Annotated in this window: 12 protein-coding genes; 8 read left to right on the forward strand and 4 right to left on the reverse strand. The window is 67.6% G+C overall.

All coding sequences use genetic code 11. The features are described 5' to 3' along the window. Positions 1-178 precede the first annotated feature (178 nt). Both ACYDAT_RS10505 and ACYDAT_RS10510 read left to right on the forward strand, forming a co-directional pair. Positions 179-3,754 carry a hybrid sensor histidine kinase/response regulator gene (locus ACYDAT_RS10505; RefSeq protein WP_461450003.1) on the forward strand — a complete coding sequence of 1,192 codons (3,576 nt, stop codon included), beginning with the start codon at positions 179-181 and terminating at the stop codon, positions 3,752-3,754. 23 nt (positions 3,755-3,777) lie between these two features. Beyond that, entirely contained in the window at positions 3,778-4,260 is a 483-nt protein-coding gene (locus tag ACYDAT_RS10510) for a hypothetical protein (protein WP_461450005.1), read from the forward strand. 116 nt (positions 4,261-4,376) lie between these two features. Here the strand turns inward: ACYDAT_RS10510 and ACYDAT_RS10515 are convergent, their stop codons facing one another. After that, positions 4,377-6,104 (reverse strand): diguanylate cyclase, encoded by a 1,728-nt coding sequence (locus ACYDAT_RS10515; RefSeq protein WP_461440141.1) that lies wholly within the window; start codon positions 6,102-6,104, stop codon positions 4,377-4,379. 181 nt (positions 6,105-6,285) lie between these two features. Here ACYDAT_RS10515 and ACYDAT_RS10520 point away from each other — a divergent pair, with 181 nt between their 5' ends. After that, positions 6,286-7,275: an aldo/keto reductase gene (locus ACYDAT_RS10520; RefSeq protein ID WP_461440142.1), complete on the forward strand. Its 990-nt coding sequence runs from the start codon at positions 6,286-6,288 to the stop codon at positions 7,273-7,275. Between the two features lie 284 nt (positions 7,276-7,559). Here ACYDAT_RS10520 and ACYDAT_RS10525 read toward each other — a convergent pair whose 3' ends face one another. Then, a complete protein-coding gene (locus ACYDAT_RS10525; protein WP_461450006.1) occupies positions 7,560-8,669 on the reverse strand; it encodes an alkene reductase in 1,110 nt (369 codons plus the stop codon). A 430-nt stretch (positions 8,670-9,099) separates the two neighbouring features. Between ACYDAT_RS10525 and ACYDAT_RS10530 the strand changes: the two genes are divergently transcribed. After that, positions 9,100-9,327: a YdcH family protein gene (locus tag ACYDAT_RS10530; protein WP_461440144.1), complete on the forward strand. Its 228-nt coding sequence runs from the start codon at positions 9,100-9,102 to the stop codon at positions 9,325-9,327. A 294-nt stretch (positions 9,328-9,621) separates the two neighbouring features. Next, positions 9,622-10,989, forward strand: a complete 1,368-nt coding sequence (locus ACYDAT_RS10535) for a pyridoxal-phosphate dependent enzyme (protein ID WP_461440145.1) — start codon at positions 9,622-9,624, stop codon at positions 10,987-10,989. A 34-nt stretch (positions 10,990-11,023) separates the two neighbouring features. On the opposite strand, the gene ACYDAT_RS10540 is transcribed toward ACYDAT_RS10535, so the two are convergent. After that, positions 11,024-11,317 (reverse strand): type II toxin-antitoxin system RelE/ParE family toxin, encoded by a 294-nt coding sequence (locus ACYDAT_RS10540; RefSeq protein WP_461450007.1) that lies wholly within the window; start codon positions 11,315-11,317, stop codon positions 11,024-11,026. Beyond that, entirely contained in the window at positions 11,305-11,577 is a 273-nt protein-coding gene (locus tag ACYDAT_RS10545) for a CopG family ribbon-helix-helix protein (RefSeq protein WP_461440147.1), read from the reverse strand. Before ACYDAT_RS10545 ends, ACYDAT_RS10540 begins: the two co-directional genes overlap by 13 nt. A gap of 267 nt (positions 11,578-11,844) precedes the next feature. Between ACYDAT_RS10545 and ACYDAT_RS10550 the strand changes: the two genes are divergently transcribed. From ACYDAT_RS10550 to ACYDAT_RS10560, 3 genes are all read left to right on the forward strand, one after another. Further along, positions 11,845-12,066, forward strand: a complete 222-nt coding sequence (locus ACYDAT_RS10550; RefSeq protein ID WP_461441734.1) for a hypothetical protein — start codon at positions 11,845-11,847, stop codon at positions 12,064-12,066. A 229-nt stretch (positions 12,067-12,295) separates the two neighbouring features. Continuing rightward, positions 12,296-14,407 (forward strand): glycosyltransferase, encoded by a 2,112-nt coding sequence (locus tag ACYDAT_RS10555; protein WP_461450008.1) that lies wholly within the window; start codon positions 12,296-12,298, stop codon positions 14,405-14,407. Positions 14,408-15,044: 637 nt separating this feature from the next. Continuing rightward, positions 15,045-15,869, forward strand: coding sequence for an NYN domain-containing protein (locus ACYDAT_RS10560; RefSeq protein WP_461450009.1), 825 nt, complete (start codon positions 15,045-15,047; stop codon positions 15,867-15,869). Positions 15,870-16,466: the final 597 nt, after the last annotated feature.

A 16,466-nucleotide genomic window follows, 5' to 3' on the forward strand; every position in this document is an offset into this window, starting at 1 on the left:
AAACTCCGCGCATTATGGCCATGCCAGCGTGCGCGGGCGGTGAACAGTGATTTCACGGCACGCGTCCAGCGCCCGCCCGACCCGGCATGGGTAATGGCATCATGCCGGCGCAGGGAGACCTATGAACGGATCGTGGCTCAAGCGGCGGGCGGGACGCGGGAGGTGGCGGCTCGCGTGCATGCTGGCGTTGGCGCTGACTTGCGCGCAGGTCAGCGCCGCGTCGGCGCCGGACGTGAGTGCCTTTGCCGCGCCGCCGCGCACGCTGTTGCCGATCCCGCAATTCCGCGATTACGATCGCCGCGACGGCATGCCCGATGCCGGCACCTACATGGCCGTGCAAGACCACGCCGGCTTCATCTGGATTGGCACGCGCGATGGGCTGGTGCGCTACGACGGCGTGCACTTCAAGGTGTTCCGCCACGACACCAGCGACGCGCATTCGCTGCCCGGCAATGACATCTCGGCGCTGCTGGTCGACGCCAAGGGCGGGCTGTGGGCCGGCGGCGAGGGTACCGGGCTGCTGCACTACATTCCCGGCTACGGTTTCCAGCGCTGGGTACACAAGCCCGGTGACGCGCACAGCCTCGGCGCCAACGACGTGTTCGCGTTGGCGCAGACGCCGGATGGCGCGATCTGGGTGGGTACCTACGCCGGCGGTCTGGCGCGACTGGGTCCGCGCGGCCACATCACGCAAGTGCGCCACCACAAGGGTGATGCGAGCAGCCTGGTGTCGGATGTCGTGCTCAGCCTGCATGCCACGCCGGACGGGAATCTGTGGATCGGCACCCTGGCCGGGCTGGACGTGCGCCGCGCCGATGGCCGCATCCAGCACGTGCATTTTCCCGATGGCCAGCGCGCGGTGGTGTTGTCGATCGCCGGGCAGGGCGCGAGCCTGCGCGCGGTGACCACGCGCGGCCTGTATCTGATCGAGCATGCCGCCGCGACCGATGGCGCCGCACCGCAGGCGCTGCCAGTGCCCGGCGGCGGCGGCGTGTGCTACAGCAGCGTCACCGATGGCGCGGGTGGTTTGTGGCTGGCTTGCAACAACGGCCTGCGCTACCGCGATGCGGCCGGGCGCTGGAGCCTGTTCCCGCCGCAGCCGCAACTGCGCGGAGGATTGCCGGAGGGGCGCATCATCGGCCTGCTGCGCGATCGCGAGGGTGGTCTGTGGCTGAGCTCGAACAGCGGCAGGCTGGCCTATCTGCCGCCGGACTGGCGCGCCTTCAGTCTGTTCCGGCACCTGCCCGATGATCCGCGCAGCCTGCCCTTTGGCGCTTTCACCGCGTTGTGCAAGGGTGCCGACCACAGCGTGCTGCTGGGCAACGCGCAGGGCTGGATCGGACGCCTCGATCCCGCCACGGGCGCGGTGCGAAATCTGCCGTCGCCGCTGCCGCGGCCGATCCGCGTCGATGCGCTGGCCGAAGATGCGCGGGGCCGGCTGTGGCTCAGCGCCGGTGGGGATTTGTACGTGCGTCGGCGCGCTTCGCACTGGCGGAAGCTGTCGCCGCCGTGGCCGCTGACGGCCGGCTCGGGGATCGCGCTGATCGTGCTGGATGGTGAGCGCGCGCTGTATTTCGCCGATCCGATGCACGGCGTCGGGCGCGTGGACTTGCGCACGCTGGCGGTCAGCGCGGTGGCGACGCCGACGTCCAGCACGGCCGAGCAGCAAACCGAGGCGTTGGCGGTGCATGACGGGCGCCTGTGGCGCGGTTCGGTGGCCGGGTTGGATCGTCTCGACGCCGCTGGCGCGCTGCGCGCCGTCCCCGGCGTCGCGCCCGGCGTGGTCGATGCCATCGCGTTCACGCCCAGCGGTTTCTGGCTGGCGCGCAAGGGGCGGCTGCAGGAGTACCGGCTCGCCGCCGATGGCCGTGCGCGGTTGCGCGCCAACATCGCCGCGGCCCGGGGCTGGCCGGGTGCGCGCGTGTTGGCGCTGGCGGTGGACGCCGCGGGACGCGTGTGGGCGTCGACGCTGCGCGGCCTGATGCGCTATGACCCGCGCGACGGACGCGTGGACCGCTTCGACGAGGAGTCCGCGCTGGCCGGGTTGCGCGCCAGCGCGCCCGGCTTCGTGCGCGGCGCCGACGGCAGCCTGTTCACGGCGGTGCGCGGTGGCCTGCTCGGCTTCGCGCCGCTGCGGCGCGCGCCCACGGTGCCGGCGCCGACACCGCTGTTGACGCGCATCGTGGCCACTGGCGAGGGGCATGCGCAGGCGCTGCTGCCGGTCGATGGCGCCTTGCGCCTGGGTTGGCGCGCGCGCGAGCTCGGCGTCACCGCGCGCGCACTGTCGTACCTGAGCCCGGCGCGCGTGCGCTACCGCTTTCGCCTGCGACCGTGGAGTCACAACTGGGTCGAGGTGGGCGCCGAGGGTGCGCAGAATTTCGGTCGCCTCGATCCCGGCCACTATCAACTGGAGTTGCAGGCGCAGGTGATGAGTGGCGGTCCCTGGGGCGCGGCCGCGCCGTTGCGTGTCGAGGTGGCCGCGCCGCCCTGGGCGACGCCATGGGCGTGGGCGGGTTATGTGCTGCTGGCGCTGCTGCTGCTGGCGACGTTGGCGCTGCTGTGGCGGCGGCGTCTGGCGCAGCAGCAGCGCATGTTGCTGGCCGAGGAACGGCGGCGCGTGGCCGAGCAGGCCAGCGCCAGCAAGACGCGCTTCCTGGCCGAGCTCGGGCACGAAATCCGCACCCCGATGACCGGCGTGCTGGGTATGAGCGAACTGCTGCTGGGCACGGCCCTTGACGCGCGCCAGCGCGGCTACGCGCAGGCCATCGCGCGTTCCGGCGGCCTGCTGCAAAAGCTGGTCAACGACGCACTGGATCTGGCGCGCATCGAGGCCGGGCGCATGCAGCTCGAAATCACCGCCTACGATCCGCTGGTGCTGATCTTCGAGCTGGCCGAGGCCGAGCGCCCGCTGGCGGCGGCCAAGGGCCTGGCTTTCCTGGTGGACATGGAGCCGGCCACGTTGCCGCACCGCGTGCTGGGCGATGTGCTGCGCGTCAAGCAGATCCTGTTCAATTTGCTCGGCAACGCACTCAAGTTCACCGCGCAGGGCGAGGTGCGGCTGGGGTTGTCCGTCGCGGATGAGCATTTGTGCTTCACCGTGGCCGACACCGGGCCGGGCATCGATACCGAGCTGCGCACGCGCCTGTTCCGCCGCTACGAGCAGGCCGACGGGCCGCAGCGCAGCGCCGGCAGCGGGCTGGGCCTGGCCATCAGCCGCGAGCTGACCGAGATGATGGGCGGCACGCTGGAACTCGAATCGCAGCCTGGGCGAGGCAGTCACTTCTGCCTGCGCCTGCCGCTGCAGCGCGCGTCGGCGCAGCCTGGCGCAGCGATCCTCGACGCTGCCAGCGTGCCGCCGCTGCAACTGGCGCTGGTCGAGGATGACCCCACCGTGGTGGCCGTGTTGCAGGGCCTGCTCGAAGCGCAAGGGCACCAGTTGCGTCACGCGGCCGATGGCCTCGCGGCGCTGAGCCTGCTGCACGACTGGCAACCCGATGCGCTGCTGCTGGATCTGGATCTACCTGGCGTTGACGGTTTTGCCGTGGCGCGCTTGTTGCGCGCGCGCGAAGCCGAGGGCGCGCATCTGCCGATCCTGGCGATCTCGGCGCGCTCGGGTGGCGACGAGGCCGATCTCGTTGCCGCGGCCGGCATGGACGGTTTTCTGCGCAAGCCCATCACCGGCGCGGTGCTGGCCGAGGCCCTGGCCGCGCTGCTGCGGCGCAGTGCGTCACGGCGTGCCGCGCCCAAGTCCTAGACTGGGCACCATGGAGAATCGCGATGAGCATGAAGTTGCCGCATTCAAGCCTTGCCCATGAGCGCGCGCGCCTGCCGCTGCTGCTCGTGTTGTTGGGCGCACTGGGTGCCTGCGCCTTGCAACCCGCGCCCGATCGCCCCGAGCCGCCGCTGGCGTCGGCGATGAACGCAGCGAATTCAAGCGACGCCGCGCCGCGCGCGCCGGCTCCCGTCGCGCCGGCGTTGCGCGCCGCCGCCGCCGCGCTGCTCGGTGGCGCCGCGCCCGCCGACTACGCGCGCGGCAGCGTGCGCGCGGATGCCGCCGGGCGCCTGCAGGTTTACGTGCATGCCGACGTGGTGACGCCGGCGCTGGTCGCGGCGCTGGAACAAGCCGGCTTGCGGCAAACCAGCGCGGTGCCGGCGCTGGACGTGGTGCAGGGCTGGGTCGCGCCGCGCGATCTGGATGCACTAGCGCGCGTGGCGGGCGTCAGCGAGATCACGCCGCCGCGCTACGCGGTGACACGCTGATCAGTACACCCCAGGCAGTGCTTTCGCGCGCCACGTGAACCACGCCGGCGCCGCGACGGGAATCATGCAGGCCGGGTTTGTGATCAGCCTTGCGCCGATGGCGCGGCTTTCGTGGATTACCGCGTCGCGGCGAACGCCGGATGCACGATCAGGCGATTGCGGCCCGCGGCCTTGGCGCGGTACAGCGCGGCGTCGGCCTGTTCGATCAGTTGTTCGGGCGATTCGATGGCGGCGCGAGTGTGGCCGGAGAGGCCGAGACTGACGGTGATCGCCACCGCCACGCCGCCGGCGACGAACGGGTCGGCCTCGACGCGGCGGCGGATGCGTTCGCCGATCAGCGCGGCCTCGCCCAGCGCGGTGGCCGGCAGCAGCACCACGAATTCCTCGCCGCCCCAGCGCGCCAGCGTGTCGCCGGGACGCAATTCGGAATGCACGCGCTCGGCGAGGATGCGCAGACAGGCATCGCCGGCGAGGTGCCCGTGGCGATCATTGATAGCCTTGAAGTGATCCAGATCGAGAAAAATCAGCGACAACGGCACGTGCTGCTGGCGCGCTTCGGTCAGCGCCTCGGCGATGCGCGCCATCAGCGCGCGGCGATTGTGCAGGCCGGTCAGCGGATCGCGCTGCGCCTCGTTGCGCGCATCGTCACGCTCGCGCCGCGCTTGCAACGTCGACAACCCCAGCCCCAGGGTGAGCACCAGGCTGGACAGCGCCAGCGCCGCCGGCAGCCCGAACTCCAACCAACCCGGCAGCGACAATTGCAGCAGCAATTGCAGCGCGCGCAGCGCGGTGAAGATCGACTGCGGAATCCACGCCAGCAGGAACACGCCGGCCGCCACGCTGCCGCGCCGCCAGGCCACGATCACCGCCACGATCGCAGCCAGCGCGCAGAGCAGAAACAGCACATTGCCGACATCCGGCTGCAGACTGTTGCGCGCGTGCCAGGCCATGGGCAGCAGCGCGGTCACGGCCAGCACGGCCCAGGGCCAGCGCAGCCAGGACAGCGCGTGCGCCAGGCGCGGCGCGATGCGCCGCATCTCGCAAAATTCGACGATGAATGACAGCGCGAACGGCGTGCTCAACGCGGCCATGAACCACAGCGCGCGGATGCCCAACGGCTCCAGCCAGTGGCCGCCCGGCAGCAGATACAAATCGCCGCTGGCGATCAGCAGATAGGCGAACTGCGGCACCAGGTAGCCCACGAAAAACCCGTACAGCCGATCGCGCAGCGCCAGCCACAGCGTCAGTCCGACCAGGATCATGGTGAACTGCACCGACTCGAAGAACACCATCACGCGCACCCAGCCGGTGTCGTCGACGTGATAGGCCTCCTCCGGATACACGCGGGCGGAAAACGGCGTGCGTTTCGCCGCCCCCGGCACGCGCAGATACACGCTTTGCGTGGCGCGCAAATCGCGCGGCAGCTCGAACACCAGCGCGCGCCGCGAGAAGCGCGCATCACGCCCGCTTTGCGCATGGTGCTGTACTTGCGCGCGCCCGGCGCCCGGCGCGTACAGCGTGATCGGCTGGAAGCGCGCGTTATGAATCACCAGCAGCGGCGCGCTGTGTTCGCGCCAATCAGCGGCCAACCGCAGGCGATACCAGCGCGCGGTGCCCTGCGCGAAGCTCAGCGCATCTCCATCCAGCGGCTGGAATGCGGTATCGAACAGGCCTGCGCGCACCGCTGCGGCGGCGGGGTCGACCCCCACGGGCAGCGCCGCGAAACGCACCGCGGCGGCTTCGAGCTCATTGGCGTGGACGTGCACCAGCGCGCCCTGTGCCGTGATCAGCAGGACGAGCGCGGCCAGCCAGACCAGCAGGCGCTTGATGGACGTGGCTTTCATTACGTCCAGCTTACGCGCGATTCAAGACCAGCCCAAGTCGAGGCCGTGACCACGCTGCGGCGCGGTGCGTGAGTCGGTTGTCGGTGGTCGGCTCAAGCCGTGGGCAGCAGACTATTCACGGCACGCCCATGCCGGCCTCATTAACATGAGCACTCTCATCATCGCTGCGAGGAGATCGAGCATGCAAACACGTCGCCTGGGCCGCAACGGCCCCGAAGTTTCCGCGCTGGGCCTGGGCTGCATGGGCATGAGCGATTTCTACGGCAGTCACGACGATGCCGCCTCCGAGGCGCTGATCAAGTCCGCGCTCGATCGCGGCGTGAATTTCCTCGACACCGCCGACATGTACGGCCCGTACACCAACGAGCAACTGGTCGGCCGCGCCATCAAGGGGCGCCGCGCGCAGGTGTTCATCGCCACCAAGTTCGGCATCCAGCGTGATCCCGCCGACCCCACGCGGCGCGGCTTCAACGGCCGCCCCGAGTACGTGCGCAGCGCCTGCGACGCCAGCCTCAAGCGTCTCGGCGTGGAGCATATCGACCTGTACTACCAGCACCGCGTCGATACCAGCACGCCGATCGAGGACACCGTCGGCGCCATGGCCGATCTGCTGCGCGCCGGCAAGGTGCGCTATCTGGGTCTGTCCGAGGCCGGGCCGGAAACACTGGCGCGCGCCTGCGCCGTGCATCCGATCACCGCGCTGCAAAGCGAATACTCGCTGTGGACGCGCGATCCGGAAGACGGCGTGCTGGCAGCCTGCGCGCGGCTCGGCGTGGGCTTCGTGGCCTACAGCCCGCTGGGACGCGGCTTTCTCACCGGCGCCATCCACAGCGTGGACGATTTCGAGGCCGACGACTATCGCCGCAACAGCCCGCGTTTCCAGGGCGAGAATTTCCAGAAGAATCTCAAGCTGGTCGAGCAGATTCGCACCTTGGCCGGCAGCAAACACTGCACGCCCGCGCAACTGGCTCTGGCCTGGGTGCTGGCGCGCGACCCGCACATCGTGCCCATTCCCGGCACGCGCAAACTGGCGCGCCTGGAGGAAAACATCGGCGCGCTGGATGTCTCGCTCGATGCCGCGGAGCTGGCGCGCATCGATGCGCTGTTCCCGCAGGACGCGGCCAGCGGCCTGCGCTATCCCGAGGCGATGATGCGCAGCGTGCGCAACTGAGTCGGGGCGTGGTTTTGATTGCGCGTCATCCCGCGAAGCCCACATGTTCGTCATCCCCGTGCAAGCCCACATGTGCGTCATTCCCGCGCAGAGCCTGCCCCCGCGCAGGCGGGGGCGGGAAGCGCTTCACAACAGCGAAGCCGGTAATCCAGTGGGGGACCTGCGGCGCGGGAGCGCCCGGCCCCCGGATCGGCGCGGCGCGCCGTCCACGGTGACGAGACGGGAAGGCGACGCGCCGTTCGAGATGACCCGAGCCGGGCGCGAATGACGCGGGCGCTGGCGCCTCAATCCAGCGCCGGGTAGTCGGTGTAGCCGTGCGCGTCGCCGCCGTACAGCGTGCTGGCGTCGAGCGCATTCAGTGGCGCGTTCTCGCGCAAACGCCGCACCAGGTCCGGGTTGGCGATGAACAGGCGCCCGAAGGCCACCAAGTTGGCCGCGCCGGTGTTGATCGCCGCCGCCGCGCTGGCGCGGTCGTAGCCGTTGTTGACCATCCACATGCCGCGAAAACGGCGGCGCAGCGCGGCGAAATCGAAGTCAAGATCGCGCCGCCCGCCGGTCTCGCCCTCGATCACGTGGATGTAGGCGATGCGCAGCGCATCGAGCTGTTCGACCGCGTGCTCGAACAACGGCTGCGGCGCGCTGTCGCTCATGTCATTGAACGGCGAGACCGGTGAAATGCGCACGCCGACGCGATCCGCGCCAATGGCCGCAGCCACCGCCGCGGTGACCTCGATCAGCAGGCGCGCGCGGTTCTCGATCGCGCCGCCGTAGGCATCCTTGCGATGATTGCTGCCGTCGCGCAGGAACTGGTCGATCAGATAACCGTTGGCGGCGTGCACCTCGACGCCATCGAAGCCGGCGCTGATGGCATTGCGCGCGGCCACGCGGTAGGTCTCGATCAGCGCCGGCATCTCGTCCAGACGCAGCGCGCGCGGCGCCGAAACATCGACGAGGCCTTCGGCCGTCACGGTCTTGGCCTTGGCGGCGATCGCCGATGGCGCCACCGGCGCCACGCCACCCGGCTGCAGGCTGGTGTGCGAGATGCGGCCGACGTGCCAAAGCTGCAGCACGATGCGCCCGCCGGCGGCATGCACGGCATCGGTCACGATCTTCCAGCCGGCGATTTGCGCGGGCGCATGGATGCCGGGCGTGGCGATGTAGCCCTGACCCTCGGGGCAGATCTGCGTGGCCTCGGCGATCAGCAGACCGGCGCTGGCGCGCTGCGCGTAATACGTGGCCGCCAGTGGCGAGGGCACGTTGCCGGCCGCGGCGCGATTGCGCGTCAGCGGCGCCATGACGATGCGGTTGGCGACCGCGATCGCGCCGACGCGCAGTGGTGAAAACAACGCCGCGACGGGTTCAGGCGCAGCAGAAGCGGTAGCTTGGGCACTCATGGGACTACTCCGGCAGGAAAAGATTCAGCCCTCTGTTCTGCGGCCTGTCAGCGCTGGATCAAGCACGTGGATGCGCGTCCGTGGAGACACTGTGTGACCAGCAGCAACACGCGCCGCGCCGGTCAGCCTCCAGTACTTGTCAGCCCCGGCAGGCGGGAGTAGGGTCCAAAGGCCGCGGGGTATCTTCCCCGCGGGAGTGAAGCCCGCCGACATGCATTGCGCGCCTTGCCACCCGATGCCCCGCCGCACAGCCGGCGCGGCGGTGTGCAAGCCGCGCCCCACAGCAAACCCCTGCGACACCGCCATGACGGGCGGGCGGTGTTTGCGCGCACGCCTGCATGCACGACCCGCCCCCGGCGCTGCGCGCCACCCTCTCGCGGTCGGAGAGGACTGCGTCCCTGTGTTTCATCAACCCTGTGGAGGTCGCACGATGTTCGAGAATCATCCGCGTGAAGACATCGAAGCCATGATGAAGGCCAATATCGAATTCCGGCGCCTGTTCCTGCGTCACCGCGAACTGGACAGCAAGGTGCACGATGCCGAGATCGGCGTGTTGCCGATGGACGGCACCACGCTCAACGGCATGAAGCGCGAGAAACTGGTCGCCAAGGAACGCCTGCTGCGCATGTGGCAGGACGCGCGCGTGCCCGCGCACTGAGATCGGTTTGCGAAACCGGGCATCCTGCCGCCCGGTTCAGAACAATCACGTGCAAGCAAACGGTCGCGGCGAAGCCGCGCCACCTTGGTCGCGACCCGCGCTGGTGCGCCCGTCGCGGCGGCACATCGGCGGCACATCCTTGTGCCGATGCGGTTTCACCAGCCGCGCCGCACGGCGCGCGCTGGCGCGTGCCGCTATCATGCGAGGCCGCCATGCGCGGCCCCTTCCCACCGCCGCGGCGATCCGCGGCGGTGGCATATCCGGGGCTTGCGCGCACCATCGAGGTTCTTCCGCATGATCCAGAACTCCGTGCTCGAACTCATCGGTCGCACGCCGATGCTCAAGGCGCAGCATCTCGACAGCGGCCGCTGCGATCTGTTTCTCAAGCTCGAGTGCATGAACCCAGGCGGCTCGATCAAGGACCGCATCGGCCTGGTGATGATCGAGCGCGCCGAGCAGGCGGGACGCATCAAGCCCGGCGACACGCTGGTCGAGGGCACCGCCGGCAACACCGGCATCGGCCTCGCGCTGGTGGCGCAGCAAAAGGGCTACCGGCTGCTGCTGGTGGTGCCCGACAAGATGAGCCGCGAGAAAATCTTCAACCTCAAGGCGATGGGCGCCGAGGTGGTGCTGACGCGCTCCGACGTGGCCAAGGGCCATCCCGAGTACTACCAGGATCTGGCCAAGAAGATCGCCGAGGACACGCCCGGCGCGTACTTCATCAACCAATTCGGCAACCCCGACAACCCGGCCGCGCACGCGGAGTTCACCGGCCCCGAGATCCTCGAACAAATGGACGGGCGCATGGACGCCATCGTGTTCGGCTGCGGCAGCTCGGGCACCATGACCGGGCTGTCGCAGTTTCTGGCCAAGGCGTCGCCGGCGACCGAGCTGGTGCTGGCCGATCCGGTCGGTTCGATCCTCGCGCAGTACATCAACGACGGCACGCTGTCACAGAAGTCCGCAAGCTGGATGGTCGAGGGCATCGGCGAGGACTTCCTGCCCTCGATCAGCGATTTCTCGCGCGTCAAAAAGGCCTATTCCATCAGCGACAAGGAGAGCTTCCTCACCGCGCGCCTGCTGCTGGAGAAAGAAGGCGTGCTCGGCGGCAGCTCCACCGGCACGCTGCTGGCCGCCGCGCTCAAGTACTGCCGCGCGCAGACCGCGCCCAAGCGCGTGGTGGTGTTCGTGTGCGACACCGGCAACAAGTATCTGTCCAAGCTGTTCAACGATTACTGGATGCTGGACAACGGCTTTCTGGAGCGCACCCAGCACGGTGATCTGCGCGATCTGATCCTGCGCCCCTACGCGCAGCGCGACACCGTGGTGATCGGCCCACACGAGCCGCTGACCGTGGCCTATCAGCGCATGAAGCTGTACGACGTCTCGCAACTGCCGGTGATGGACGACGAGCGCATCGTCGGCATCCTCGATGAGTCCGACCTGCTCATGCACGTGCACGCCGACAGCGCGCGCTTCGCCGATCCGGTCTCCACCGCCATGGTCAGCAAGCTCGAATTCGTCGACATGCGCACCCCGGTTGCGCAACTGATGCCGGTGTTCGATCGCGGCCACATCGCCATCGTCATGGACGGTCCGAAATTCCTCGGTCTGATCACGCGCATCGACCTGCTCAACTACCTCAGGCGGCGGGTCAACTGAGGCGGCACCGATTCCGCCGGGCCGACACATCGGCTCAATACCCCGTTTCCTTTTGATGTCGGAAGGCCAGCACATAGACCGTATCGGTGGCAGGTTCATGCCGGTACAGGGCGGCATAGCCCGAATCCCCGAATCCGATCACCATTTCGCGCAGCTCCGGCAGCTCCAACAAGGGCCTGCCGATATCCGGCGTCGTTTCCAGGAGCTGGAAGTGCCGATCGATCGCTTGTCCCGCGCGTCGGGCCGCCTGCGGGTTGTTGGTCGCCAGGAATCGACGACAGCGCTGCAAGCCCTGTACTGCGCCCCCGGTCACGCTTACTCGTGGCACTTGGGCAACTCTGTTTCCGCCTCAGTGCCCCAAGTGTTCAGCCACGATCGAACTTCCTGCCCAGTCAGGTGCAGGCCCGTTTCCTGATACGACTTCCAGGCCGCCAGCGCCTCGCGCTTGAAGTCCTCGCGGGCTTCCTCGCGTTGCACGTACTGTGCGATGGCCTCACGCATGATCCAGTGGGGTGATCGCTGCCGCAGGCTGGCCAGGTGCTGGATGCGCCCCTTGAGTTCGTCATCAATCTTGAGTGATGTGGCCATGATGGCTTCCGGCTATCGCTTGGTAGTACCTTCAACTACCTTAGTCCCGGGCTGGCGCGAAGTCCATGCAGTGCGTCCTTCCAGGCGTTGCGCTGACAACCCGTGCGCCGCACCGCGCTGCATGCAATGCGTGGCCGTGACCGGCGTCCGCCTACGCGCGCAGGCAGTTCGAGATCATCGCGTCCGGCAAAATCGGGATCGGCTCGCGCGGCGAGGAGCCGTTGGCGATGCGGCTGCCCGGCGCGCGCGCCGTGCTAACCTGATTGCATGTCCGAACACACCGATCTGGTCCTGGAACACTTGCGCGCGATCCGTGCCGAGCTGGGCGCGCTGCGCGAGGACGTGCGTGAGATCAAACTGCGTCTGGGTCATGTCGAGACCGAGCTTGCCCACGTACACAGCGTGCTCGCCGAGCAGTCGGTGCGCATGGATCGCATGGGCACCCGCATCGAGCGTATCGAAAAGCGTCTCGAGATCCTGCCGGTCTGATTTCGCACCTTGCGGTTCGACACCGAGATCCTTCGGGTTGTGCCCTCAGGATGACGGTGGCGGGCGTCATCCCCGCGCAGGCGGGAGTCGCTTCACAACAGCGAAGCTGGCCATCCAGAGAATTGAACTTCGACGCGAATCAGGTCAATTTTTCGAACGCCTTTTCCCTTGGGGTGAATCGAAATATGCAGCTATGTACATGCGAGATTCGCGGTACTGATACCGGCCCATGACCTGGACCGAGGCGCTGACTTGGCGCATGCGCCGGCTGCTCGCGCTGTCGCAACGGGCGCGCGGCAGTCTCTTCAGCCGCGGCTGGCGCGGCACCTGGCGGCGCATGCTGCAGGAGTTCAGAGGCAGCCCGCGCGCCTCATCACAATTGCGCCTGCTGCCCTTGGACTGGACGTTCGCGCCGTTCACGGTGCCCAACGCCAGCAACCCGGATGTCTCGGTGATCATCCCGGTGCATGGACAACTGGCCTACACGCTGGCTTGCCTGCGCTCAATCGCCATCAGCGGCGATGCAATCGCGCTGGAAATCATCGTGGTGGACGACGCGTCGCCCGATGCAAGCGCGGCGACGCTCGCGCAAATCCAGGGACTGCGTTTGCTCGGCTTGCCACGCAACCTCGGCTTTGTCGGTGCGTGCAACGCGGGCGCCGAAGCCGCGCGCGGACGGTTCCTGTGCTTCCTCAATAACGACACGCAAGTCACGCCCGGATGGCTGGATGCGCTGCGTGCCTGTTTCGAGGACGTGCCCGATTGCGGCATCGCCGGCGCGCGCTTGTTGTATCCGGATGGTCGCCTGCAGGAATGCGGCGCGCTGGTGTTCGCCGATGGCAGCGCCTGGAATTGCGGGCGCTTCGAGAGCCCGGATCAGCCGCGCTATCTCTATCGTCGCGAGTGCGATTACGTATCCGGCGCGGCGCTGATGATCCCGGCCGATCTGTTTCGCCAGGTTGGTGGATTCGACACCCGTTATGCGCCGGCCTACTACGAGGACACCGATCTCGCCTTCGCGGTGCGTGCCGCGGGACATCGCGTGCTGGTGCAGCCGGCCAGCACCGTGATCCACTGCGAGGGCGTGACCGCGGGCATCGATCCCGAGCACGGCGTCAAGCGCTATCAGGTGAAGAACAAGGCGCGATTCGCCGGCAAGTGGGCAACAGCATTGCGCGAGCAAGCGCAGCCGGGAACGCGTGAGGCCGAGGCCAGCGCGCGCGCCGAAACGGGCAGGCCGCACCTGCTGGTGATCGAAAGCACGCTGCCGGACGCTTCCCGCGATTCCGGGTCGCTGCGCCTTGTCGAACTGCTGCGCATCGCGGGTCAACTGGGCTGGCGCGTGAGTCTGATGCCGGATGACCACCGCATGGATCTCGCGCTGGTCGCGCGCCTCGGTGCCGTGGGCGTCCAGGTTGTGGTGCCGGGCGACCAGCGATCCTGGCTGGGCGCCCACGGTGACGATTTCGCGGTGGTCATGTTGAGCCGCTACGCGGTCGCGTCGGTCTGGCTGGCGCAGGTGCGCAGACTCGCGCCGCGCGCGCGCGTTGTTTTCGATACGGTCGATCTGAATTTCCTGCGCGAGCTGCGTGCGGCAAAGCTGGCTCGATCGGGTACCCAGCGTGCCGACGCGCTGCGCGCGCACGAGCTTGCGTTGATCGCCGCCAGCGACTGCACCCTGCTGGTCAGCGATGTCGAGCTTGCGCTGGTGCAGGCTGAAATACCGCGGGCGCGGTTGCGCCTGGTGGGCAATATTCATCAGGTTCAAGAGCCGATCACGCCGTTTTCTGATCGCGCCGATCTGCTGTTCATCGGCGGCTTCCAGCATCCGCCCAACCGCGACGCCGTGCAGTGGTTCGCCCGGGAAGTGTTGCCGCTGCTGCACCCGCGCCTGCCCGGGCTCCGCCTGCACGTCATCGGCAACGTCGATGCGCAAGCGCGCGATGCGCTACGCGACGCGCACGTCGTATTCCATGGGCGCGTCGATGATCTGCGGCCGTGGCTGGAGCGCTGCCGCGTGTCGATCGCCCCGCTGCGTTACGGCGCTGGCGTGAAAGGCAAGATCAATACCGCCATGGCCTCGGGTCTGCCGGTGGTCGCCACCAGCATCGCTGCCGAGGCCATGGGTTTGGCCGATGGCGCTGACGTGCTACTTGCCGATGCGCCCGAAGCCATGGCTTCGGCCATCGAACGTGCGTACACCGATCAAGCCTTGTGGCAATGCCTGTCGCGCGGCGGCATGAACAACGTGCGCCTACACTTTTCCAGGGCACGCGCACGTGATGTTCTGCGCGAGATTCTACAAAGCCCCCCTCCCGCCGGGGTAAGTGCTGTGCGCTGATCTGCTGCGGGTAGATCATCGGCGCCTTGTCTTTCGTCATCCCCGCGCAGAGCCTGCCCCCGCGAAGGCGGGGGCGGGGATCCAGTGTCGTTGACCTTGTCTTTCGTCATCCCCGTGCAGGCGGGATCCAGTGCTGTTGACCTTGTCTTTCGTCATCCCCGCGCAAAGTTGCCCCCGGCGCAGGCGGAGGCGGGAAGCCCCGGCCTTTTTCGTCATCCCCGCGCAGGCGGGGATCCATCGCTTGCTGAAGTCACTGGATTCCCGCCTGCGCGGGAATGACGAGCCATAGGAGCGCGGGAATGACGAGCCATAGGAGCGCGGGAATGACGAGCCATAGGAGCGCGGGAATGACGAGCCGTGGGAGCGCGGGAATGACGAGCCGTGGGAGCGCGGGAATGACGAGCCGTGGGAGCGCGGGAATGACGAGCCGTGGGAGCGCGGGAATGACGAGCCGTGGTTCAGGGGCTGGGCAATGGCATTGAAAATGCGGTCCCGAACGGAGTATTTTCCGCTGCGCTGTCCGCATGCCCTATCTTGTTTGGCTGCGGCAGCCTATATCTGGCCCCGAAAGGGGCCTTCTAGTTTCACTGCCCAAGAATGCCTGAAAAGGACAAAACGTTACAGGTACGCCATTCTGGTGGATGCCGGCTATTTCTTTGCCGCCGGCGCACAAGCCGTTACCAAAAGCAGCAACACCAAGCGGCGCGACATTTCCGTCACGAACCCTACCGAGCTCCTGGCCGCGCTGGCCAGGCAAGCCGAGCTGCAAACCAGCATCCGTCACGCGCTGAGAGTTTACTGGTACGACGCGCTCTCAGGCCCACGCCTATCGATTGACCAATCCAGCCTGGCAGACCAGCCGGGTGTCAAGCTGCGCCTTGGTTCGTTGAACAGCGCCGGTGAGCAGAAGGGCGTGGATTCGCTGGTCGTTACCGACCTCATCGAGCTGGCGCGCAATCGCGCGATCACTGATGCGGTCGTGGTATCCGGCGACGAGGATTTGCGCATCGCTTTTCAGATCGCACAGTCCTACGGCGTGCGAGTGCATCTGCTGGCGGTCGGTGACTACCGGCACAACGTCAGTCCAGCCCTACGGATGGAGGCAGACTCGGTGGGTGTGCTCGATGCCACATGGCTGGCGTCCCGGCTGACGATCACCAGCCCGAAGGCGCCCGCGCCAATCGCTGTGCCCGATCCAGTCACGCCGATCGGGACGGACCCCGCGATGGATCCGGTCAATGCCATTGCAAGGCAGGTTGCGGTGGAGCTGTTAGCCACCACGCACGAGGGCGCGCGCGTGCTCCTGCAGCAGCATTTGCTGAACAACACCAGCGTGCCGCCGGAGTTCGATCGACGCCTGATCGCCATCACAGCAGCCAAGCTTGGCCGCCAGTTGACGGGCGATGAGAACCGCCGAATCCGCGGGATCTTCGTCGGCTACGTCAGGAGCATCAAATCATGACTGCGCTGGCGTGGTGATGCCGATCTGCTCTTGTGCATCAGCTACCGATTAGCGCATTTTGAGCGCAGCGAAGAATCTCGCGCCGCGCTGTGCCTCAACGCCAGTTGCCGAATTCATGGTGACGATTGCCTACGCACGCCGCCTCACACCCCAACTCCGCCCCAGCCATCGCGCGCAGCGCTCAGGCGTCCGGCAGTGCATGATCTGCCCGCGGCAGATCATCAGCGCACAGCCTTACCCCGGCGGGAGAGGTGAAGTTCAGCGCGAATCCGGTGCTTCCATGGCGTGTGGTCAGCGCGGCTCGTTACAATGCATGCTCGCGTCGCGGGGCTGCGGTCTCCGCATCCTCGATGATGGCTGCCCAGATACAGGAAGGGTCATGAGCAAGCCCCGGCAACCCCCCGGCCTCGGCACCCGCGCATCCACGCCGGGCAAGCGCCCGGTTTGCAAATCGATGGGTGGACTCTGCCTGGATCGAAAGGCATCGCCTGGTCGGCGGTAGAATTCAGAAGCTTCGACTTGACCGGAGGAAGAGCGATGAACGCTCAGCTCAAGATGGTGTTCTGGCAAGGCGATCGTTACTGGCTGGGTAAACGG

The organism is Metallibacterium sp., assembly GCF_054637675.1.